Origin of the sequence: Streptosporangium sp. NPDC050284 (assembly GCF_044459525.1) — a bacterium.
GTDB lineage: Bacteria > Actinomycetota > Actinomycetes > Streptosporangiales > Streptosporangiaceae > Streptosporangium.
The window spans coordinates 792,495-813,797 of the sequence record NZ_JBITIZ010000001.1 but is presented as its reverse complement, the minus strand read 5'-3'; the positions used below and the strand labels follow the sequence as shown (position 1 = coordinate 813,797).

General features: G+C 70.9%; 17 protein-coding genes. 11 read left to right on the top strand and 6 right to left on the bottom strand.

From position 1 onward, the window contains the following. Positions 1-125: 125 nt before the first annotated feature. On the bottom strand, positions 126-893 hold the full coding sequence (locus ACIBH4_RS03500) for an N-acetylmuramoyl-L-alanine amidase (RefSeq protein WP_362505504.1): 768 nt from the start codon (positions 891-893) through the stop codon (positions 126-128). Positions 894-1,287: 394 nt separating this feature from the next. Between ACIBH4_RS03500 and ACIBH4_RS03495 the strand changes: the two genes are divergently transcribed. After that, on the top strand, positions 1,288-2,733 hold the full coding sequence (locus ACIBH4_RS03495) for a serine/threonine-protein kinase (RefSeq protein WP_362765499.1): 1,446 nt from the start codon (positions 1,288-1,290) through the stop codon (positions 2,731-2,733). Here ACIBH4_RS03495 and ACIBH4_RS03490 read toward each other — a convergent pair. Next, positions 2,699-3,661 carry a DMT family transporter gene (locus ACIBH4_RS03490; RefSeq protein ID WP_362505498.1) on the bottom strand — a complete coding sequence of 321 codons (963 nt, stop codon included), beginning with the start codon at positions 3,659-3,661 and terminating at the stop codon, positions 2,699-2,701. The two genes, ACIBH4_RS03495 and ACIBH4_RS03490, sit on opposite strands and share 35 nt — an antisense overlap. Positions 3,662-3,730: 69 nt before the next feature. On the opposite strand from ACIBH4_RS03490, the gene ACIBH4_RS03485 reads away from it, so the two are divergent. The 4 genes from ACIBH4_RS03485 (at position 3,731) to ACIBH4_RS03470 (ending at position 6,707) form a co-directional block, all read left to right on the top strand. Beyond that, entirely contained in the window at positions 3,731-4,615 is an 885-nt protein-coding gene (locus tag ACIBH4_RS03485) for a LysR family transcriptional regulator (RefSeq protein ID WP_362505495.1), read from the top strand. A 54-nt stretch (positions 4,616-4,669) separates the two neighbouring features. Further along, positions 4,670-5,797, top strand: a complete 1,128-nt coding sequence (locus ACIBH4_RS03480) for a DUF5925 domain-containing protein (RefSeq protein ID WP_362505492.1) — start codon at positions 4,670-4,672, stop codon at positions 5,795-5,797. A gap of 162 nt (positions 5,798-5,959) precedes the next feature. Then, complete coding sequence (locus ACIBH4_RS03475) at positions 5,960-6,403, top strand: DUF1622 domain-containing protein (RefSeq protein WP_362765496.1); 444 nt, start codon at positions 5,960-5,962, stop codon at positions 6,401-6,403. Beyond that, positions 6,396-6,707, top strand: coding sequence for a hypothetical protein (locus ACIBH4_RS03470; RefSeq protein ID WP_362505486.1), 312 nt, complete (start codon positions 6,396-6,398; stop codon positions 6,705-6,707). The genes ACIBH4_RS03475 and ACIBH4_RS03470 overlap by 8 nt, the downstream gene beginning before the upstream one ends. Here the strand turns inward: ACIBH4_RS03470 and ACIBH4_RS03465 are convergent. Then, on the bottom strand, positions 6,689-9,490 hold the full coding sequence (locus tag ACIBH4_RS03465; protein ID WP_362765493.1) for a DUF6493 family protein: 2,802 nt from the start codon (positions 9,488-9,490) through the stop codon (positions 6,689-6,691). The two genes, ACIBH4_RS03470 and ACIBH4_RS03465, sit on opposite strands and share 19 nt — an antisense overlap. Then, positions 9,487-10,854 carry an SWIM zinc finger family protein gene (locus tag ACIBH4_RS03460; RefSeq protein WP_362505480.1) on the bottom strand — a complete coding sequence of 456 codons (1,368 nt, stop codon included), beginning with the start codon at positions 10,852-10,854 and terminating at the stop codon, positions 9,487-9,489. The genes ACIBH4_RS03465 and ACIBH4_RS03460 overlap by 4 nt, the downstream gene beginning before the upstream one ends. A 1,262-nt stretch (positions 10,855-12,116) precedes the next feature. Here ACIBH4_RS03460 and ACIBH4_RS03455 point away from each other — a divergent pair. From ACIBH4_RS03455 to ACIBH4_RS03430, 6 genes are all read left to right on the top strand, one after another. Further along, positions 12,117-12,500, top strand: coding sequence for an Lsr2 family protein (locus tag ACIBH4_RS03455; protein WP_362505477.1), 384 nt, complete (start codon positions 12,117-12,119; stop codon positions 12,498-12,500). A 159-nt stretch (positions 12,501-12,659) separates the two neighbouring features. Then, positions 12,660-13,928, top strand: coding sequence for a M20/M25/M40 family metallo-hydrolase (locus tag ACIBH4_RS03450; protein WP_362505474.1), 1,269 nt, complete (start codon positions 12,660-12,662; stop codon positions 13,926-13,928). A 648-nt stretch (positions 13,929-14,576) separates the two neighbouring features. Next, positions 14,577-15,944 carry a hypothetical protein gene (locus ACIBH4_RS03445; protein ID WP_362505471.1) on the top strand — a complete coding sequence of 456 codons (1,368 nt, stop codon included), beginning with the start codon at positions 14,577-14,579 and terminating at the stop codon, positions 15,942-15,944. A gap of 57 nt (positions 15,945-16,001) precedes the next feature. Next, positions 16,002-17,174 (top strand): DegT/DnrJ/EryC1/StrS family aminotransferase, encoded by a 1,173-nt coding sequence (locus ACIBH4_RS03440; protein WP_362505468.1) that lies wholly within the window; start codon positions 16,002-16,004, stop codon positions 17,172-17,174. 341 nt (positions 17,175-17,515) lie between these two features. Next, positions 17,516-18,607, top strand: coding sequence for a GNAT family N-acetyltransferase (locus ACIBH4_RS03435; RefSeq protein WP_362765490.1), 1,092 nt, complete (start codon positions 17,516-17,518; stop codon positions 18,605-18,607). 19 nt (positions 18,608-18,626) lie between these two features. Then, on the top strand, positions 18,627-19,826 hold the full coding sequence (locus ACIBH4_RS03430; protein WP_362505462.1) for a DegT/DnrJ/EryC1/StrS family aminotransferase: 1,200 nt from the start codon (positions 18,627-18,629) through the stop codon (positions 19,824-19,826). Positions 19,827-19,873: 47 nt separating this feature from the next. Here ACIBH4_RS03430 and ACIBH4_RS03425 read toward each other — a convergent pair whose 3' ends face one another. Then, positions 19,874-20,392, bottom strand: coding sequence for an ATP-binding protein (locus ACIBH4_RS03425; RefSeq protein ID WP_362765487.1), 519 nt, complete (start codon positions 20,390-20,392; stop codon positions 19,874-19,876). Between the two features lie 80 nt (positions 20,393-20,472). Continuing rightward, positions 20,473-21,291 (bottom strand): DUF1206 domain-containing protein, encoded by an 819-nt coding sequence (locus tag ACIBH4_RS03420; RefSeq protein ID WP_362505456.1) that lies wholly within the window; start codon positions 21,289-21,291, stop codon positions 20,473-20,475. Positions 21,292-21,303: the final 12 nt, after the last annotated feature.

Genomic DNA, 21,303 nt, shown 5'->3' with positions numbered 1-21,303 from the left:
TCGTGACCGGCGTGATCCGCGCTGGTGCGGCGTCAACAGGGGGTGTGGGCAGGGGGTTCGGCCCCAGGACCCGTCGCCCGGTGGCGACGGCGAGGCACGCCACCGGGGAGCCGGTCACGCGGCGGTCAGGTGACGGGCTCCTCCCAGGCCGCGTCCCAGGTGGCGCGGTCGACGGCACCGGTGACGGCGAGGCCCTTCTCCTTCTGGAACTTCCTGCAGACCTCACTGGAGGCGGGGCCGTACAGGCCGTCGACGTCGATCGCCCAGCCCCGGTCACGCATCCGCCGCTGCCAGGTGCGGACGTCCTCCCCCTGCATGATCGGCGGCTGCTTGAGTGTGCGGCCGGGGAAGGAGGGATGAGGTCCGGGCGGGTTGGGAGCCCCGCCGGGGCGGGGGGCGCCGCGCTTGACCCACGCGTACAGGGGCTCGCCGGGGCAACTGGTCGAGTAGCCGTCGCGGTGCCCCTTGATCTCCCTGCCCGCTCCGCCCTTGTCCCTGAGGTATTCGATGGCGTCGAGGATGCCGTGCAGGATGTCGTCGGTCGGCTTGGTGAATCCCGAGGAGCCGACCAGTCCGAGCACCGCGTAGTGGTCGCTGTTGAGCCCGGCGCCGTTGGCGGCCGGGACGTTGCGCACGCCGCGCCCCTCGAAGACCTTCCGATGCGGACAGACCAGCATGGAGTATCCGACATCGATCCAGCCGTTGCCGTCCATGTGGTGGCTCTGGATGGACTTCACCAACGCGACACACTTGGCGTGGTCGTTCACGATGTCCGGGCTGACCTGGCCACCCGTGTAATGAACCTTCACTCCCTTGGTGGAGTTGAGCTTGCTGTAGGAACCGCGCGGCTGGCGGGCGCCCCACTCACGGCGAGTAACGAGATCGATGGCCACGAAACGTCTCCACTGTCTGAGTGATATTGCCCTACCGGAGCGTAATGGCTGACACGGCACCAATGAGGCTGTTAAACCAATTGATCCCTTGTCACGGTGTGATGGGGGAAGGGCTCCGGATGGTCGTCGGGTAGCGAAACAGCCGTTCTCCTAACCCCTGCCGGGCACCCTAAACCGCGTCTTCCCCCCGGTCCGCGAGACTCGGCGAGCCCCGTCGAGGTGGGGGCGCGTTCCCCTCTTCCAGGTTCCTCTCCCCTCGGCGCGAACGCCGTGGATCACCGGCGAGCCAGGCATCCGGCACGCAGCCTCGAACCGGGCGGTTCCCCTTTCTCCTCCGTGTCATCCGTTCACCCATCACACTTCACATCACCGACAAGACGGATAGCCTTCCCCCATGGTCGTGACCCCCCTCACCCCTGACGACCCGGTTCGGCTCGGCGCGTTCCAGCTCGCAGGGAGAGTCGGTGAGGGCGGCCAGGGCGTCGTCTACCTCGCGCACGCTCCCAGCGGCGAGCAGGTGGCGGTGAAGGTGCTGTTCCGCGGCGACACCGCGTCGCGGGCGCGGCTCGCCCGCGAACTGTCCGCCCTGGAGAGCGTCGCACCCTTCTGCACGGCGCGCGTGCTGACCGCCTCCGTGGACGGCCCCCTCCCGTACGTGGTCAGCGAGTTCGTCGACGGCCCCTCGCTGGAGGAGAGGATCCGCGAGCGAGGCCCGCTGCGGGGCGGCGAACTGGAACGCCTGGTGGTCGGTACGGCGACCGCACTGACGGCCATCCACGCCGCCGGGGTGGTGCACCGCGACTTCAAGCCCGCCAACGTGCTGCTCGGCCCCGACGGCCCCAGAGTGGTCGACTTCGGCATCGCGAGGGCGGAGGGCGCGGCCACGACCGCCTCCGGCCTGATCGGCACCCCCGCCTACCTGTCCCCCGAGCAGATCGGCGGGGCTCCCGCCTCGCCCGCCTCCGACGTGTTCGGCTGGGCGGCCACCATGCTCTGCGCGGCGAGCGGCAGTCCTCCCTTCGGCGCCGACACCGTGCCGGCCGTGCTGAACCGGATCCTCAACCACCACCCGGACCTGTCGCCCCTGCCCCCCGCGTTCGCGGGGCTGATCGCCTCCTGCCTGGACAAGGATCCCGCCCGCCGCCCGACGGCCCGCGCGCTGATGGTCGGCCTTGTCGACCCGGTCGCCGCCGACCCCTCCACCGAGGACCTCGCCAGGATCGGCAGCCGGATCGCCGCCCCTCCGGGACGGTCGGCGCTCACGACCCAGGAATCCCGCCGTGGCCGGCGGGGCGTCGTCACCGGCGCGGCCCTCGTCGCGGTGTCGCTGCTGATCGCCGCGGGGGTCGCCGCCCGGCTGATTCCGAGCACCCCCGAGACCGGCGTCGACGGTTCCGGCCGGACGACACCGTCCGCCCCGCCGCCCTCGTCGTCGCCGTCCGGGAGCGAGGCCCCGTCCACTCCGGAGCCCTCCGGCACCGAGAGGTCGGCCCCGCCGGGGAACGGGGTCGAGATCCCCGCCTCCTTCGCCGGAGCGTGGGCCGGTGACGGCGTCACCTCCACCAACCCGTTCTCCCCCGGTGAGAAGCGGATCGAGGTCACGCTCAGAAAGGGCGACGACGGAGCCGAGTGGGCGGAACCGGTCAACGGCTGCAAGGGGCGGATCACCCTGACCAAGGTCACCGCCGAGGAGTTGACCTTCACCCTCGGCTCCGGCACCGGCTGCGTCCCCGGCACCGTGTGGCTCAAGCGCAAAGGTGACGCCCTGACCTACACCTGGAAGGACGTTCCCGGCCCCGAACTGGTCACCGAGACCGGCGACCTGACCAGGAGCCGATGAGGCCCTGACCGGTCATGATGCCGATGACGACGATCACCGCGCCCAGCGGCTGATTCCACGTCAGCGTCTCACCCAGGACGAGCACCCCGAGGACGACCCCCACCAGCGGGGTCAGGTACGTCACCGTCGAGGCGGCCGTCGCCCCCCAACGGGCGATGACCGTGGTGTTCCAGATGTAGGCGAGCCCCGTACCCAGGATGCCCAGGGCGGCCATGCTCGCCACGACGGGCAGGTCCAGGCGCACCGGACCGCCTGCCAGCAGTGGGCTCAGCGCGAGCATGACCAGGGCCGCCACACTGATCTGGGCGGCGGCGATCGTGGTGGCGTCGTGGCCGTAGGAGACCACGAAGCGCCGCGTGTAGGCGAAGGCCAGGCCGTAGCAGAACGTCGCCCCCAGGCAGGCCGCCTGCGCCCATCCGGGACCGGCCTCGCTCAGGTTCCACGGGGCCAGGACGACGACGACACCGGCCGCGCCCAGCAGCAGGCCGAGCACGCCGGCCGCGTTCAGGCGCTCTTGGCGGACCGCGGCCAGGGTCACGAACATCGTCATCAGCGGCGTCGTGGCGTTGTAGATGCTGGAGAGCCCCGAGGGGATGTGCTGCCCGGCCCAGGCGAACATCAGGAACGGCACCACGCACAGCAGCAGCGCGACCACCCCCAGGTGCGCCCAGAGTCTCGGCTGCCTCGGCCATCTCCGGCGGGTGACCAGCATGATCGCATTGAGGGTGAGTGCTCCCAGCGTGAGACGACCCAGCACCGTCTGGACGGGAGACAGGCCGGTGAGGGCGACCTTGATGAACAGAAAGCTCGCCCCCCAGGTCAGGGCGAGCGCGAGATATCGGGCGAGCACGGACCTGCTCGCCGGGAGCGGCGCGGCGTCGGCCACCCGCACCTGCGGAGATGCCGGGAGGGTTCTTTCACGGGTCACCGGAGCAGTCTCATCAGGCTCTGAGCATGTGTCCAATGAGTTGCCCCAGCAGTGTGATGAGATGTCCTCATGAGGGCCACGGTCGCGCAGCTCCGAGTCTTCGCCGCTGTGATCGCGAACGGTGGCTTCGGCGCGGCCGCCGAGGAGCTGGGCATGTCCCAGTCGGCGGTCTCCCACGCGCTCGCCGCACTTGAGCGCGCTCTCGGCGCACCGCTGGTGCTGCGACACGGAGGCGTGGGGCCCACCGCCCTGGGGATGACGATCCTGCCGCACGCCCAGGCGGCGCTCGCCTCGGTCTCCGCCATCGACGAGGCCGTCTCCGCACACCTGGGACAGCACACCGGAGTCGTCCGCGTCGCCGCCCCGCCCACGGTCTGCTGCGGGCTGCTCCCCCAGCTCATGCGGACGTGGCGCGCGGAACTCCCCGGTGTCGAGGTGCAGGTCTTCGAGGGCGACGACGACGAGCTGTCTCCCTGGCTGGAGACCGGAGTCGTCGACGCCGCCGTCCTTGTCGATCCGCTGCCTCCTCCTCCCGCGCATGTGGTGGTGGGCCGCGACGCCTTCCACGCCGTGGTCCGCACCGACCACCCCCTCGCCGGCCAGGAACACGTCACGATGGCCGAGTTGACGGAGGATCCGCTGCTCGTCTCCAAGGGGGGCTGCGAGCCGCAGACCCGCCTTCTGTGTTCCCTGGCGGGTGTCCCCTACGCCCCTGTCCAGCATGTGCGCGAGCTCGGCACGCTCATCGGAATGATCGCCGCGGGCATCGGCGTCTCGACGGTTCCCGACCTCGGCCGCGGTCTCCTCACCCCCGGGCTAGTCATGATCCCGCTGAAGCCGTCCCTGACCCGCGCCCTCGTCCTCACCGGTCCGCTCACCCGCCCGCCGAGCCCTTTGGTCGACGCCCTGCTTCGCACCGCCCCCGAGGCCCCTGCTTCCCCGGCGGCCTCCTGAGTCCGGTGCGAAAACCCTTCGACCGGAGGGCGCCCCACGAGGATCATTGGCGCCATGTCCGTACTCAAGGAGGTCGACTTCCAGCCCGAGCCGCGCCCGGTCGAGCTGCCGATGAAGATCTGGCTCGACGACGGCGACGCGGCGGTGGACGTGATCGACGCCCTCGCGTTGTCCCCCTTCGCGACCGGGGCCCAGCCCTGGTCGCGCACCGCGAACCTGGAGCGGGTCCGTCCCGACGCCTCTCTTGCCCCCGCCTCGGGAACGCTCGTCCGTGCGGCCTCGGAGAAGGACGGTCGTGACTCGCGGCTGCTGTGCGGAGAGGGCTGGACCCTGCGCGTGGTCCGCTACCGCAACCGCGCCGCCACGGTCAGCGTGACCGCGGTCGACGAAGGACTGGCCCGCTCGGTGATCGAGGAGATCACGAGGGACGCCGAGGAGCCCGCCCCCGAGAGCGACCACGTCACGATGGGCTTCTGGTGGCAGGGGCCCCGGGGCAGCCGCCGCTCGGAGAAGCCGATCACCGCCGCTCCCTGGGCGGGGGTCTCCGGCAACTACGCCAGGTCCGTGAGCGAACCGCTGTCGCGGCTGATGTCCGTCACCCCCTCGGAGGCACACGGCCGGCTGATCCTGCTGCACGGGCCGCCGGGCACCGGCAAGACGACGCTGCTGCGCACGCTCGCCCACGAGTGGCGGTCGTGGTGCCAGGTCGACTGCGTGCTGGACCCCGAGCAGCTGTTCCACTCTCCCGGATACCTCATGGAGGTCGCCGTCGGCTCCGACGACCATGACCACGACGGAGGCGACAGCGGGGATCGGTGGCGGCTCCTGGTGCTGGAGGACTGCGACGAGCTGATCAGGTCCGGCGCCAAGGAGGCCACCGGGCAGGGTCTGTCGCGCCTTCTCAACCTGACCGACGGGCTCCTCGGCCAGGGCCGTGACGTCCTGGTGGCCATCACCACCAACGAAGCCCTCGCCCACCTCCACCCTGCCGTCACCCGTCCGGGCCGCTGCCTCGCCCAGATCGAGGTCGGCGCCTTCCCCCACGACGAGGCCGCCCGCTGGCTCGGCACCACCGAAGGGCTCTCCCCCTCCGGCGCGACCCTCGCCGAGCTCTTCGCCCTCCGCGACGGCGTCGTCAGCCACGCACCGGCCACCCAGGAGAACACCGGCCTCTACCTCTGATGAGCGCCGCGAGCCGAGCGACGACCGCGGGCGAGTGATCGGAGCGCCGCCGATCGGCTGGGGGACAGCGCGGGCGGAGCGCCGCGCTCCGCCTTCGAGGGGCGCGGACCGGGCGGCGACCGCGGGCGCATGGGCCGGGATCCGGCGGGGTACCAGCAGCGCATGCCCGATCTTCTACCGGAGGAGACCCTCCGGCGGCTCGTCGACCTGCTGGTACGCCTCGTCGAGGCGGCCGGGGCGGCCGTCATCTTCGTCGGCGCCGCGATCGCGTTCGTGCGGTTCGTGCTGGTGGCCGTACGGCGGCACGAGGACGGGTTCATCGCGGTGCGGCTGTTCCTGGGACGCTTCCTCGCGCTCGGCCTGGAGTTCCAGCTGGCGAGCGACGTGCTGCGCACGGCGATCGCGCCGAGTTTTCCGCAGATCGGGCAGCTCGCGGCGATCGCGGCCATCCGCACCGCCCTGAACTTCTTCCTGAACAGGGAGATCCAGCGGGAGGGACGCACGATGAGCGAGGCACGCGGGCGCGCCTCACAGGCCGCCCTCGGCGGACGGGGTTCGCCGGACGACCCCGGTGGGCACGTCCCGCCCGGTGCGGGGAATGGCTGACCTCGCCCGCACGCTCGTTCCTCTCATCGTCGTCATGGGACTGGCCGCGGCGCTCGCCGTCCTGCTCTCCGGCGGCGCTGCCGGCACTGCCCTGGGAGTGCTGCTCGACTTCCTCCTCGCGGCCGGGCTCCTGCGCCTCTCCCAGGCCCAGACCTGGGCGGCGATCATCACCGCGGCGCTCACGGTGCTGATCCGCAAGCTCGCCGCCGCCGGGTTCTCCGCGCGCCCGACGGGACGGCGTCCGCCCGGCCGCCGTCCCGCCACCCCCACCCCGAGCGGGCGGGCTCAGGGCCGTACGAGATAGTCGTGCAGGCGGCGGCACTGGCGGCCGAACCCCGACGAGGAACGGCGTGACGACGGGGTGAGCCCGGTGATCTCTCCTCGCGCCCCGGCCCAGCCGGCCACCTCCACGCCCAGGGCGACGAGCCCGGTCGCGCCCGAGCGCGGCCGCTCCCCCTCTCCCGGCAACACGTGCGGCAGTGCCGCCCGGATCATCTGCCAGACCTCTCGGTGGGCTCCCTGCCTGGCCGCCCGCTCAAGCCCGGCCACCGCGTGCGGCAGCTTCACCCAGGTCCGCTCCGTGAGCAGGGCGAGCTGCCTGCCGAGTGCGTCCGCGGGCAGGTCCCCCCTCGCCGCCATCCGCAGTACCAGCCGCACGCCGCGGTCCGGATCCCGTTGGGCGAGAAAGAAGGCGAGCAGCAGCGCGGTCGGTTCACCGGCCTGCCCCTCACCGGCGATGAGCGCCTCGACGTCTTCCGGCTGGACCGCGGGCCCGTACCAGGAGTGGAGCAGATGAGGGAGATAGCCGACGGCGACCACGTCACGGTGCGAGGGCAGGACTGCGGGCCACCAGGCCATGTACCGGCCGTGCATCTCCCCGTCGCGGCTCGGCACCCCGCCGAGCAGTTCGTCGACGAAGGTCAGGCCGGTCGCCTCGGCCCGCGTCCAGGGGACCGGATTCAGGCCGGCGCCCGAAGGCGGCTCGTGTTCGTCGGTGTAGCGGAGGTTCCCGTTCTCGGTGAACGTCCAGCGGACGCGCGTCTCCACCTCGACCGGCCCCTCCGCCAGCCATCGCGCCGCCCGGCGCCCGGCCTCGGAGGTGAGCGCTCCGGCCCGGACGACCACCTCGGGTTCCACGGTCGCCGGCAACCGCAGCAGCGCCTGCTGGAAGTCGGCGGGCAGTGGCTCGGCCCCGGTGGCCTCGACCTCCTCCAGACGCGTGAGGAAGACGGCGGGATCGAGGTGGCCGGTGGCGGCGGTCGGGGTCGCGAGCAGGACCGGCGGCAGCGTTCCCGCCCTGAGCGCGGCGAGCACCTCCGCGCACCGCCGGAGCACGAACCGGTGCGGCGTGGAGACGTCGTGCTCACCGGGGAGCCGGTCGGGCCTGAGTTCTCGGGCGGTGCCGCGCGCCTCCCCTGGTCCTGCCGCCCCGCCGCTCTCGCCAACTCCGGCGAGGACCCGCATGATCTGGTGGCGCGCTCCGGCGAGAAAATCACCGAGGAACATCTCCCAGCCGCCCGCGTCCCCCGGACCGGTCGTACTACTCCCGAAGGCCCACCCCTCGGAAACCTCCGGAGCCTCAGACATCTCCCAGGCCGCCGGTCCGGGGTCGGCGCCAGGGGTGACGAGTTCGGCGGCGATCGCGGTGAACCAGTCGTGTGGCGCGTACCAGTCCTCCCTCTGGTAGAGCTCGTGAATTCGGTCGACGCTCCCGCTGAGCGCGGCGCGCAGCGCCTCGCGGTCCTCCGCCGTGAGCAGGACGAAGCCCGCGAGCCACCGCTCGGCCTCCTGCCAGTCGCGAGACGAGCCCGCGCGGACCAGTTCGGCGACCGTGCCCGGCGGGTCGGGGAAGGCTCCTACCGGATCGGGTGGGGTGAGCGGCGGCGGGGCGAGAACCTCCGGCTCCGACTCGGGCTCCGGCTCTCCCCCGAGAGCCTCGGCGAGGAGCCGTCTCAGGTCGGGCGGGAGCGCGCCCGGAGCCGAGCGCAGCGTCTCCGCGCCGAGCGGAGTGAGGTGTGCCGCGTGCTTGACCGCGAGACGCGTGGCACGTTCCTGTACGGCGTACGCCTCGTGGCCGAACGCGGACGCGAGGGCCGGGGCCAGCTCGTCGGCCCGTTCCGGCGACCGCCGCAGGGTCTGGTCGAGCCAGATCAGCCCCGTGCGTACCAGCCCGCTCTCGGCGCGGAACAGCACGCTCTCCAGCGCCTCGGTCACGTCGGCCGGGTCGAGGTGGTCGAGGCGGCGCAGGTGCCTGAGCGCCAGCTCCGCGACCGGCCCCGGCGCGGCCGGCAGCAGGCGCAGGTAGTCGCGGGCGCGGGCCTCCACCTCCGCGTACGTGGGTTCGAGCAACTCGTGGAGGCGGACGAAGAACCGCAGGTCGGTGGCGTCCCCTCCGCGCAGGAACCGGCTCACGCAGCCGTTCACGAGCATCTCGCGGCTCGCCCGCCCCTCGCCGCCCAGCATGGCCAGTGCACTGAGCCAGGAACCGGCGCGCAGCGGGGTGCTTCGCTCCTCGCGCAGGGCGCGGCCCACGCCCTGCGCCTCGAAGATCCTCGGCAGCATGGTGTCGAGGAGCGGATCCCTGCGGAGCCTGCTCGCACTGGGCGGCGTGGCGAGCCAGCCGAGCACGAGCGGGTCGTGCTCGGGCGGGGTCACGCCGGTACGGCGGAGCAGAGCCAGCACCAGCGGTATCCCCGGTGAGGTCCGGTCGCGGATCCGGAGCGTGAGCCGGGTGACCAGATCGGCCTGCCACCCGGGCTCCCGCGCGGAGATCACCGTCATGAGGGCGTCGGTGTCACCCGGCGTCTCCCAGCCGAAGAACGCGAGTTCGCGGCGGTTCAGCCAGGTGGCCGCGGCCGCCGCGCCACCGAGCGAGCCCGCGCCCGCCACCCGCAGGTGCTCTCTCCGCGCGCCCCGCCTCTCCCACCGATCGAAGGCGTTCGTCCCGAGACGCGCCGACCTGAGGTGTCCAGGAAGTTCCTTCGCGACCTCCTTGCGCCCGGCGGCGTCGAGTCCCGCCATCCGGGCCGCGAGCTCGTCGAGACCGCCCTTGTCGATGAGGTCGCGGACCTCGTCCCAGACCGTCATCGGGAGTCCTCCCCGACGTGGGAGAGCGGCGCCGCCGGGGAGGCGTCCGCGGTGCCGGCGGCCATCCGGGCGGCGAGCACGTGCTTGCAGGGGCCTCGCGAGCCCCGGTGGTCGTACCACCAGGGGCAGGTGCACGACCCCTCCGCCATCCGCACCAGGCGGACGCCGCCTCCGGTGGTCACCTCGGCCGAATCGGGACCGGTGAGGCGGACCGCGCCGGAGGCCACCAGGGCGCGGGCGGAGCCGAGCCTGGGGTTCAGCGCCGCGACGTGGTCACGGTCGTAGGGCAGCTCGCGGTGGAAGTGCGCGGCCTCGAAGAGGTCGTAGCCGACCCGGCCCGCCGTGCCGAGCTGGGTGAGCGCGGCCCGGACCCGCTCCGGCGCGAGTCCGGAGCGTTCGGCGAGCAGGCCGAGCTCCAGGGTGGGCTCGAAGTCGAGCAGGATGCCGACCAGGTCGGCGTCGCCGGCCACCACGTCTGAAGAAAGATCGTCCAGGACGGCTCCCTCCCCGGAGAAACCGCGCCAGGCCTGCGGAGAAAGCACCAGCGTGTACCGCATACCGGGCAGTTCCAGCTCCCAGGCGCTCGCCCCGGAGCCGTCCGCCGGCCCGTACACCCGCAGAGCCTTGGTGAAGCGCAGCGACGGCATCATCGTCGCCAGCCTGCCGGTCCCGGCCAGATGGACCCCACCGGGTACGGCCCGCTCCGAGAGCCTCAGTTCCCTGCCGGCGGGGACCGCCCACACCTCGGCCGTCGCCCGCTTCGGCAGTCCTCGCAGGAACCTGACGGCCTGCGGCCCGGCGAGTTCGGCACGCAGGTCGAACCCGGACGCGATCACCTGGACCTCCGCGAAACCGCGCAGCCACCGGTCGGGCAGCGGCACCTTCTTCTCCACGACCGCGCCGTCCAGGGTGGTCACGGTGAGCTCGTCGGGGCCGACCCCGACGTGCAGCGGGTCACGGGCGCCGACCCTGGCCAGTGCCTCACGCAGCGGGTTGTTGACGTCCACATTGGTGGTGCCCCGGTCGAAGATCTCACCGTCGAGGGCGGGGCCGAGCACGTCCAGCCGGGCGTAGACGCCGCCGCAGGCGGAGAAGGACTCGAATCGAAGACGGTCGCCACCGCAGGTCACGACCGGATCGCGGGTGAACCCCGGCTGCGGCCGGTGGTAGCGGGCCAATGCCACGTCGGCGACCGCGAGCAGGCCGGTCGCGGCCGGTGCGGCCTGGGTGAGCACCCCGCTGAAGAAGCGGGGATGGTCGAGAAAACCCGACGTGGTCCGGCCACCGGATGTCGACAGGCCCAGATGTCCGTCGGCGAGCGCGGAGGGACCGGCATAGGCGTAGGCCTGCACTGCGTTTGTCATGAGCCGGACGGTAGAGATCGCTACCGACAAATCCGATCTCGTCCGCAGGGGAGGTGTCGGCCACCGACGCCGAGGACTCCCGCTGAGACTCCCGAGGCTCCGGAGCGAAGGGCCGAGGGTTCGGGAGCCCGCCCGAGGCCCGGGACCGCCGGACCTCCCGGTCGCCGGGGTGGGCGGGCCAGGGGGCGGAATCCCCGGTGACCACGTCCGGGCGATCCGGTGATCGGGCCGGACGGCCGGGTACCGGACCCCGAGTGTCCGGCCGAACCGGGAACGCCGGGATCCGGTCAATACGCCTATCCGATCTCCGATCGGTTCGCGAACAATTCGGGGAACGCCGCCTGATTGATCCGGGTGATGGAACGGGCCAATGTCGACCAAGGAGCAAACGACCGCCGACGTCTCCCCTCCCCCGCAATGCGAGACGCCCGGAATCATACGGTCCGCAAGGCGAGTCTTGCCTTACCTGAGAGTGTCGAGATCACACCTCAATGTGATCGGCAACGTACCGGCGGGCGTCTTCGAAGGCACCCGATACCGGACACCTGAAACCCGTGGACGGGCGGCACGCATTCCGGGGGCGGCGAAGTCATTTGTCCTCCGGAATCCCGGAACGCGCTCGGTTACGAACTTCCGGCGTGCGTGAATTGTCCGCCGAGCGTCCGGCGCGACCCGCGCGAAGCCTCTCCTTCCGCCTCTCCCGGCCTGGCCCACCCCTCGCCCCTTCCGTGCGATCTCGGTTTGACAGGTACCGTGAGCAGCGAAAAGGGAACGAAAGAACCTGTCTGCGGGCCGAGATGACGGCCGCGGGAGACCGGCGTCTCCGGTGCCGCGGAGCCAGGGAAACGAACCGCGGCGGAACGATGGACCGGAGTGGCCCGAAGTGGTGGAAGTCGATTTTTTTCCGGGCGGCCAGGATGGAAACCACCCGGAGGTCACGAAACTCCAAAGTGCCCCGGCACTCCTTCGGGAAAGCCCGCCGGGGCAGCCGACAGAGCCCGGCATACAAGGCGCCAAGGGGTCCCGGTGTCGTCGTCGTTTTTAATGCCCCGCGAACGGGAAGCATTTACCAATGACGTGGAGGCGCCGGAGTCCGACCTTGAGTAATTAACCTGAGAGAGTGGATCTCCGGCGAACAGAGGTTTCCTGAGCGCGACAACGAAAGGAGGGACTAGAGTTTTACGCGCGGGGAAGAGACGCGGGACCATCGTCGGCCGGGTTCACAGCCGCACGCTCCGGCGCCAAGATTAAGGAGTCACACAATGGCACGTCAGCAAGTCGTCACGTTCACCGATGACATCACCGGCAAGAAGGCCGACGAGACCGTCTCGTTCGGCCTCGACGGCACCGCCTACGAGATCGACCTGAGCTCGAAGAACGCCACGAAACTTCGCGAAGCCCTCAGACCGTTCCAGTCCGCCGCCCGCAAGGCGAGCACTTCCATGGGCCGCAAGGGCAGGTCGAAGAGTTCCGGCGGCAACCGTGAGCGGAGCGCCGAGATCCGGGCGTGGGCGAAGTCCCACGGGATCGAGGTGAGCGAGCGCGGACGCATCGGAGGAAAGGTCGCCGAGGCGTTCGCCGCGGGCGACCCCAGCGTGGCGAAGGGCTCGACCAAAAAAACCCCGCAGACCGCGCACAGCGAGTGAGGCCGGGCTCCCGGACCCTGGAGGGGTGGCGGCGTCATAGCCGACCGGGAGTGCTCGAAACGACCACATAATGACCACATGGGGTGCTATTTCCAACCCGGAGGGGTATGCACCTTTTGATCAAAAGCTTTGGGAATCTGGCTCCGGGGGCGTTCTTTGATGAGCGAGGTCGCGCAGATCTGTTCGGATCTGATCAGATTCGACACCACCAACCCCGGTACCGGTGAACGTCCGGCGGCCGAGCACGTCGCCACCCTGCTGTCCGACGCCGGGATCGAGCCCGTGGTGTTCGAGTCGGCCAGCCGCAGGACCAGCGTGATCGCCAGGATCCCCGGCGACTCGCCCGAGGCCCTGCTGATCCACGGCCACCTCGACGTAGTCCCCGCGAGGCCGTCCGACTGGCGGATCCCCCCCTTCTCCGGCGAGGTCTTCGGCGGATGCGTCTGGGGCCGGGGCGCGGTCGACATGAAGGGCACCCTCGCCATGACGCTCACCCTGGTCCGCGACTGGGCCCGGCGCGGAGTACGGCCGGACCGGGACATCGTGCTCGCCTTCCTCGCCGACGAGGAGGCCACCGGCGAGTACGGGGCGCGCCACGCGGTACGGCACCACCGCGAACTGTTCGACGGCTGCACCGACGCGATCAGCGAGTCCGGCGGCTACAGCGTCACGGCCGGGGGCACGCGGATCTACCCGGTCGCGGTGGGCGAGCGCGGCACCGCCTGGATGCGGCTCACCGCGACCGGCGTCGCGGGCCACGGCTCCCGCCCGCCGGTGGACAACGCGGTGGCCGAACTCTGCCACGCCATGTCCAGGATCGCCTCCCACCGCTGGCCGGTGCGGCTGACGCCCGGAGTGGCGGCGCTGATCGAGGACCTGTCGGCCATTCTCGGCGAGCGCATCGATCTCGACCGGCTGGAGGAGGAGGCGCGGCGGCTCGGCAGGATCGGTGACCTGTTCGGGGCGCAGATCCGCAACTCGGCGAACCCGACGATGCTCCAGGCGGGCTACAAGGTCAACGTGGTCCCCGGCACCGCCGAGGGGCACGTGGACGGGCGGTTCCTGCCGGGGCATCGGGAGGAGTTCCTGGAGACGATCGACCGTCTGCTCGGCCCCCGGGTGACCCGGGAGTTCGTCAACATCGAGGACGCCCCCTCCGCCCCGATGGACTCGCCGTTCTTCGACCGGCTCCGCGCCGCCCTGGTGGCCGAGGACCCGTCGGCGCGACCGGTGCCTTACGTGATGTCGGGCGGTACGGACGCGAAGTCCTTCGCGGGGCTCGGCATCAGGGGCTACGGCTTCGCCCCTCTGATGCTCACCCCGGATCTTGACTACTTCGGCATGTTCCACGGTGTGGACGAGCGTGTCCCCGTCGAGGGTCTGGAGTTCGGCGTCCGCGTCCTGAACCGCCTCCTCACCTCCCGCTGAACCGCGTCCCGGAACCTCGGACTCCATCCGAACCGCGTTCCGGCCCCCTCCCGGCCCCCTGACGTCCCCGGCTCCCGGCGTCCGAACCGCCGCGAAAAGCCCTGGCCTTCCGGATCTTCCGGCTTCCCCGGGCCTTACGGATCGCTCCGATTCCTCCCCCACGCGCCGAGCCGCTCGCGGCGGCATCGGTGATCTCAGCCACTCCCGCTCATCCCAATCCCTACGAAAGCAGGGCAGCCTCTATCACAATCAAGTCCTGCCTGGGACTTCCGTATACATGCCGGACACGGCCCGCCGGAAACTGGGGCATCATGACTCACGTGCCGATTCTCATGTACCCCTCGGTGACCGGCAGGTCTCGCGACGAGACGCGAAGGCCGGTGACGTGCCCTTCCGTCCCCGTCGACGAGACCACCGCCCCACCCCGCCCGAGCGATTCGCGGCGCTCCCGCGCCGCCTCCGGGAACGGCGCGGATCGGAGAGACCGGCGTGGGTGAGCACGGCACCGGCCGGCACGCCAGGCCGGGGAGCGGCGTCCCCGCACCGGACAGCGGGCCGGACATTCTCGGGCCCGGCGCGAACACGGCCTCCGGTCTCCGGACAGCCGGCGGCAAGGTCGATGCAAGCGACCCGGCCGATGATGGCGGCGTGACGCGCGACGAAGGCGAGCGGGCGACGGGCCGGACGGCCACCGAGGCACGCGGGACCGGCCTGATGGACCGCCTCCGCAAGGACCTCAGGAACCCTCTGTTCCTGCAGGGCTACGCGCTAATGATCAACACGGGGATCACCGCCGTGCTGGGGCTCGGCTACTGGTTCCTCGCCACGCACCTGTACAGCGCCACCGCGTTCGGTGAGGGACAGGCCCAGATCAGCGCGATGCGGCTGTTCTCCTCCCTGACCGGGCTCGCCTTCGCGGGCGCCATGGCCAGGTTCATCCCGGTGGCCGGGCGCCGCACCGCCGAGTTCATCCTGCGCGGCTACGCGGTCGCCGGAGCCACCGGCCTGGTGGCGGCGCTGGGGTTCCTGCTGACCTTACCGCTGTGGGGATCGGTCTACGCCGACCTCGGCGGGCTCGGTCCCGGCCTGTTCTTCCTCGCCTCGGTGCTCGTGTGGACGATCTTCACCCTCCAGGACGTGACACTGGCCGGGCTGCGCAACGCCGTCTGGGTGCCGGTCAACAGCCTGGCGTTCGGCCTGGTCAAGATGGGCCTGCTCATCGCGCTGGCGCACGCGCTGCCGCAGGGTGGCGTCTTCGGCGGCATCTTCGTCTCGTGGATCGTGCCGACGGCCATAGCGCTGATCCCGATCAGCTGGCTCATCTTCGGGGTCATCATCCCCAGGCACGTCAAGAACACCGAGGTGACCGCGGCGAACCCGCCGCGCCTGCGCGAGGTGGGGCGCTTCCTCGCCGGAGACTTCCCCGGCGCGTTCTCCATCCTGCTGATCCTTTATCTCGTCCCGGTCATCGTCGCGGGCTGGCTCGACGACGCCCCGACGTTCGGCTATTTCTCGATAGCGCACACACTGGGCTCCATGGTCGGGCTGCTCGCGGCCAACATGGCGGTCTCGCTCACCGTCGAGGGCTCCTTCAACGCCGCCCAGCTGGGACAGAGCGTGCGCAACGCGCTGCGGCGCACCTTCCTGATCGTCGGGCCGGTCGTCGCGGTGGTCGTGATCGGCGCGCCGCTGATCCTGGGCGTGTTCGGCCCGGGGTTCGCCGAGGCGGGCACGCCGCTGCTGCGCCTGATGGCGATCGCCGTGCTCCCCCAGACGGTGATCGAGATCTGCCTCAGCATGCTGCGCGCCCAGAGCGAGGCACGCAAGCTCGCCCTCGTCCAGATCGGGATGGCCGTCCTGGTCCTCACCTCGATAGCGGTGCTCTTCCCCCACTTCGGAATCGCCGCGGTGGGCTACGCCATGCTCGGCAGCCAGCTCCTGGTCGCGCTGCTGATCTTCCCAAACATGCGCAGAGTGATGAAACATGGCAAAACATCCCAGGTGGCGACCGGTTAGGGCGACACGACCCTTCCGGTTTGCGGTCACGATGTCGTACGTGATATCTGGTCTCCGGTGACTCCTGAGCACATAGTGGCGAAGCGGACTCATCGCCTCTGCCTTCCGCTGCCCTCCAACCGCCTTGGCCTGTATCTGGCCCTGCGGCACTGGTGCAGCCCTGGTCAGCGACTGCTGATGTCACCGCTGTCGGCGGACGAGATCCTCTTCCTCGTGCTCGCGGCCGGGCTGCGCCCGGTCATCGCCCCTCTCTCCCTTGACGACGGCAACATCGACGCCGACGCCGTCGACCTCGACACGGTCGACGCGGTGCTGACCACCAACCTGTACGGCCTGCCGGACCGGGTGGCCGCGTTCGGCGGCAAGATCCTGATCGAGGACGTCGCGCACGCGATCGAGACGAGCGTGAACGGCAGGCCGATCGGCACCTTCGGGGTGGCCGGCGTGTTCAGCCTGTCCAAGCACGCGGGAGCGGGCTCCGGCGGGGTGATCGCGGTCGAGCACCTCTCGGATCTGCGTGCCCTGGAGCGTGAGCGCGACCGGCTGCTGCAGCCCGGTGTCTTCAAGAAAGAGATCCACAGTGTGCTGACCTCCGCGGGCCGGCACGCCGCGCTGCGCCTGAACATGGTCCGCCCGGCGCTGAGGGCGATGCGTGCCCTCGGCATGGAGGAGGAGCGCGAGGGATACCGCATCGCACCACGCCCCGAGGATCTGCACAGGGCGATGGAGTACGCACCGCAGCAGTTGCCGGCGTTCGACTCCTGGGTCCGGGCCGACCTGCACGACTACCGGGCCAGGCGGGGCCACCTTTCTCGCTGGTACCAGTCGAGGCGCCTGCACGCGCTGCCCCGGCAGCGGTCACGGCGGATCGCCGGCGTCTCGGTGCTGGCCGCGCTGCCCACCGTCGCCCCTGCCGTACGCCGCCACCTGGACCAGCCGCTTTTCCGGGTTCCGCTGCTGGTCTACGGCCGTGACGCGGCCATCGCCGAGCTGGAGCGGCACGGGGTCGCCACCGGATACCTCTACGACCCGCCGTACGACGGTTACCTGCCCGAGTTCACCGACCCCTCACCCGAGCCCGAGGTGGCGCGTTGGTGGGCCCGGCACGTGCTGCCGGTCGACCCTCTGTACGCCCATCGCGCCCTGCCGGTCATCGAACGGCTCATCCCCGCGCTCCCTCCGATGCCGCCCAGGACGCCCTCGGGGCCGGCCTCCTTCGACGTCGCGTAGCGAGCCTGCCGCATTAATAAACGAACTATCTCGTTACTAAGCGAATAGGGCGATATCCCGATAGATTCAGCGCATCGGGCGGTAATTCGGGGGAACAGCGGATCGGGGGATCCGCAGTTCGGGAAGTCGGGGAATCCGCGGATCGGGAGATCAGCCGCCGCCTGGTTCCGGGCTGGTCTCCACGTGCCGTGACGCACGTTCCGCATGCCCGCCGTCTGGACCTCCCCCTGCTCCGACGACGTCCAGTTGCCTGGTCCCAGGCTTCGAGAAAGGACCACCGGCCTCGTGAACGGTAGGTTTGCGCACACCGCCGGTCACCCCGGCGCGACGGGGGACGGCGCATGAGAATCAGCGTCATCCGGCCCTCGGAGTTGGGCACGGCCGATATCTCGGCATGGCGCGGAATGCAACGTTCCAGCTCACACCTGGACAATCCCTTCCTCAGCCCGGACTTCACGATCGCGATGGGCGAGGTCCGCCCGGAGGCGCGGGTAGCGGTGATCAGCGAGTCCGACGGGCCCGTCGGGTTCTTCCCCTTCGAACTGCACGGTGGCGGGGTGAGTGCCGCTCTGGGCGGGTGGGTGTCGCTCTCCCAGGGGGTCGTCCACCGCCCGGGCGCCGAGTTCGACTCCGACGCCCTGCTTCGGGCGTGCGGGCTGAGCGTGTGGGAGTTCGGCTGTCTGGTCGACCACCAGCCGTGGTTCAGGCCGTTCGAGACGCTCAGGCAGGAGGCCGTGGTCCTCGACTTCGCCGACGGCTACCACGCCTTCCTCGACGAGCTGCGCGAACGCTCCCCGAAGTTCCTCAAGTCCACCCTGTACAAGGAGCGGAAGCTGAGCCGCGACGTGGGCGAGGTCACCTCCGAGTTCGCGGTGGACGACCCCGAGAGCTTCCGGCTGCTGCGCCGGTGGAAGTCCGCCCAGTACCAGCGGATGGGCCGCGCCGACCGCTTCGGCAAGGCGTGGGTCGTGGAGCTGGTCGAACGCCTGCACGCCGCCGACACCGACGACTTCGCGGGGCCGCTGTCGATGCTGTACGCCGACGGCAGGCCCGTCGCGGGCCACTTCGGGCTGCGCACCGGCACGACGATGATCGGCTGGTTCCCCGCCTACGATCCCGGGTACGCCAGATACTCCCCCGGCCTGATCCAGCACCTGCGCATGGTCGAGGCCGCCGCGAAGCTCGGGATCACCTCGCTGGACCTGGGCATCAGTAACGGCTCGGAGTACAAGGACGCGCTGTGCAGCAGGACCGTTCCGGTCACCGAGGGCATCGTGCGCCGCCGGTCGGTGGGCGCGGCGGCGCACTGGCTGCGTACCGAGCCGGTCCGCCGGGTGCGGCGGTTCATCCTCGACAGCCCGGTCCTGTACGGCGCCGCCGACAGGGCCATGAAGCGGTACGGTCGGCTGCGCACCGGCAGGAGGAGTCGATGAGCCCTCGGAAGGAGGCCCGATGAGCGCCCGCCCTGCCACCTTTGACCACGCGGACGGCCGCCGCGCGCTGGAGGCGGTCATGCGCGACCGGATCGGCCGGGAGTGCCTCCACGTGCCGTCCGCCAGGTTCGGCCTGCTCATCGCGCTGCGCCACTGGTTCAAGCGCGGCGACAGGGTACTGATCTCGCCGACGAACTGTGAGACGGTGCTGTTCGTCGTGCTCGCCGCCGGGCTTGAGCCGGTGATGGCGCCGGTCTCCTGGCGCGACGGCAACATCGACGTCCCCGCCGTCGACTGGACCGGCCTCGCCGGTGTCGTCACCACGCACCTGTACGGCCAGCCCGACCGGGTGACCGAGCTGCGCGCCGAGTGCGACCGGCGCGGCGTGATCCTCCTCGACGACGCGGCGCACGCCATGCAGACGACTGTGCAGGGCCGCCCCGCGGGTACGTTCGGCACGGCCGGAGTGTTCAGCCTCGCCAAGCACGGGCGGGCGATGTCCGGCGGGTTCCTCACCGCGGAGGACCCGGCCGTGCTGCCCGAGCTGGCGCGTGCCAGGGACGAGCTGCTGCTTCCCGGAGGGGCGCGCGCCCAGTTGCTCGGCACGCTGCGGCCCGTGCTGCGCGAGACGATCTACCGCACCGGGCTGGTCAGGCCGATGTGGCACGCCCTCAAGGCGCTGGGTCTCGTGCGCTGGACCGGCCACCGCTGCCCGCCCCGCGAGGAGGAGTTGCGCGCGGTCGTCGCCGCCGACCCGGTCGACCCGCGCGCCATGGACCACTGGCTGCGGATCGACCTCGACGACTGGCGGATGCGCCAGGGGGCGCTGCTTCGCGGATACCACCGCTCCCGGTTCCGGGTGATCGACCGCGAACGGGAGCGCCGGGTGGCCGGGGTCGAGCTGCTGCGCACCCTGCCCTGGGCGGCCGACGGCGTCCGCGAGGCGGCGCCACTGCCGCTGCTACGGGTGCCCCTGCTCGTCGAGAACCGCGACGAGGTCGTCGCCCGGCTGGAGAGCCGGGGCGTGGTGCCCGGTTTCATCTACGACCCGCCGCTGGACGACTATCTGGACCGGGTTCCCTCGGGGCCGACCCCGGAGATCGCCCGCTGGTGGACCGGTCACGTCCTGCCCGTCGACCCGCTCCGCGCCGCCCGCATCGCGGGGCTGCTGGCCGAGCTGGACGTCCGCCCGGCCACGCGGCCCTCCACGACGCCGTGACGGCCGAGCTGAGCGAGGAGGCGCTCCCGCAACCTGTACCGCCGGGACTACCGGGCGGCGGCCAGGCTGCCCGTGCGCAGGTCGGCCGTCTCCAGCTCGAACCAGACCCTGTTGGAGCCCGCCTCCCTGACCATGCCCCAGCGGTGGGCCAGCGTCTCCAGCATGGGCAGGCCCCGGCCCCCTGTCGCGTCGGCCGAGGCGCGGCTCGCGGTGGGGGCCTGGCAGGAGCCTTCGTCCTGGACCGAGACACGCACTCCCGCCGGCAAGCGAACCACCGTGACGGTGAACGCCCCGCCGTCCCCCGACCTGGAGTGGATCACCGCGTTGGTGGCGATCTCACTCGTCAGCAGGACGCAGTCGTCGTGGAGGGGGTGGTCTCGCCCCAGGATCACCGAGACCAGGTGGCGAGCTCTCGCCACCTGGTCCGGGGACCCCGCCAGGCGGAGAACCCATTCACTGCCGTCGTACTCCGACGAGTCCATACCGCCCCCTCCGATGACGTTCACTTCTGGGAAGACGCGGAGGTCGGCGGGGAAGATGTCGCGGAAAAGTAGGAATGTGATCACTTACCGGATAGACAGGTGAGGCTTGCCAGAGCGGCTTTCACCTGCGTGTCCGCACCTGGCGTACCGTGCGGCTCCATCCGTCACAGACGGCGCCAGCGAGCCTCGAAGAAACAGTAGGCCGCGAACAGCAGCAGACCGATCGCGATGACACCGAGCAGCCACGGACCGACAGGGGTGTCGGCGAGCGAGCGCAGCGTGGAGTCGACGCCCTTGGCCTTGTCGGGGTCATAGGTGATCGCGGCCTGGATGACGAAGACACCGGCGGCCACGGCGATCGTGCCTCGGGCGATGAAGCCGGCCATGCCGAACTTCTCGGCGAGGTCTCGCGCCTTCGCGGGCATCTCTCCGGTGCGCAGGTCCTCAAGGAACTTCTTCTTCCAGCCCTTGTGGATCCAGTAGCCTCCCAGGGCGATCAGACCCAGCCCCATCAGGCCCACCAGGAACTGCCCGGCGGGCAGGTCCATCAGCATCGCCGTGATGTCCTTCGACTGGCTGTCCGACGAGGAGGCCGAGTCGCCGCGCAGCAGCACGCTGAGCAGCGTCGCCACGACCAGCGAGTAGACCACCACCCGTGCGGCGGCCTCCACCCTGTCCTTGGTCTGGCCACGGCCGATGATGGCCTCCGACAGCTGCCAGGCGACCAGCGCGACGAACCCGACCACCATGAGCCAGAGCAGGAACGTCCCGAACGGCTGCTCGGCCACCGTCTCGATCGCGCCGCTGTTGTCGGCTTCCTTGCCTCCGCTTCCACCGCCGAAGGCGATCTGCAGGGCGAGGAAACCGATCAAGCCGTAGAGGACACCGCGGCACGCTATGCCGACGCGTGCCAGCCTGTCCAGCGTCTGACTGTTGGCCGCTTTACGAGCGGCCCCTTCCACGTGAGCCTGAGGGGTGTTCATAACCACCCGCTC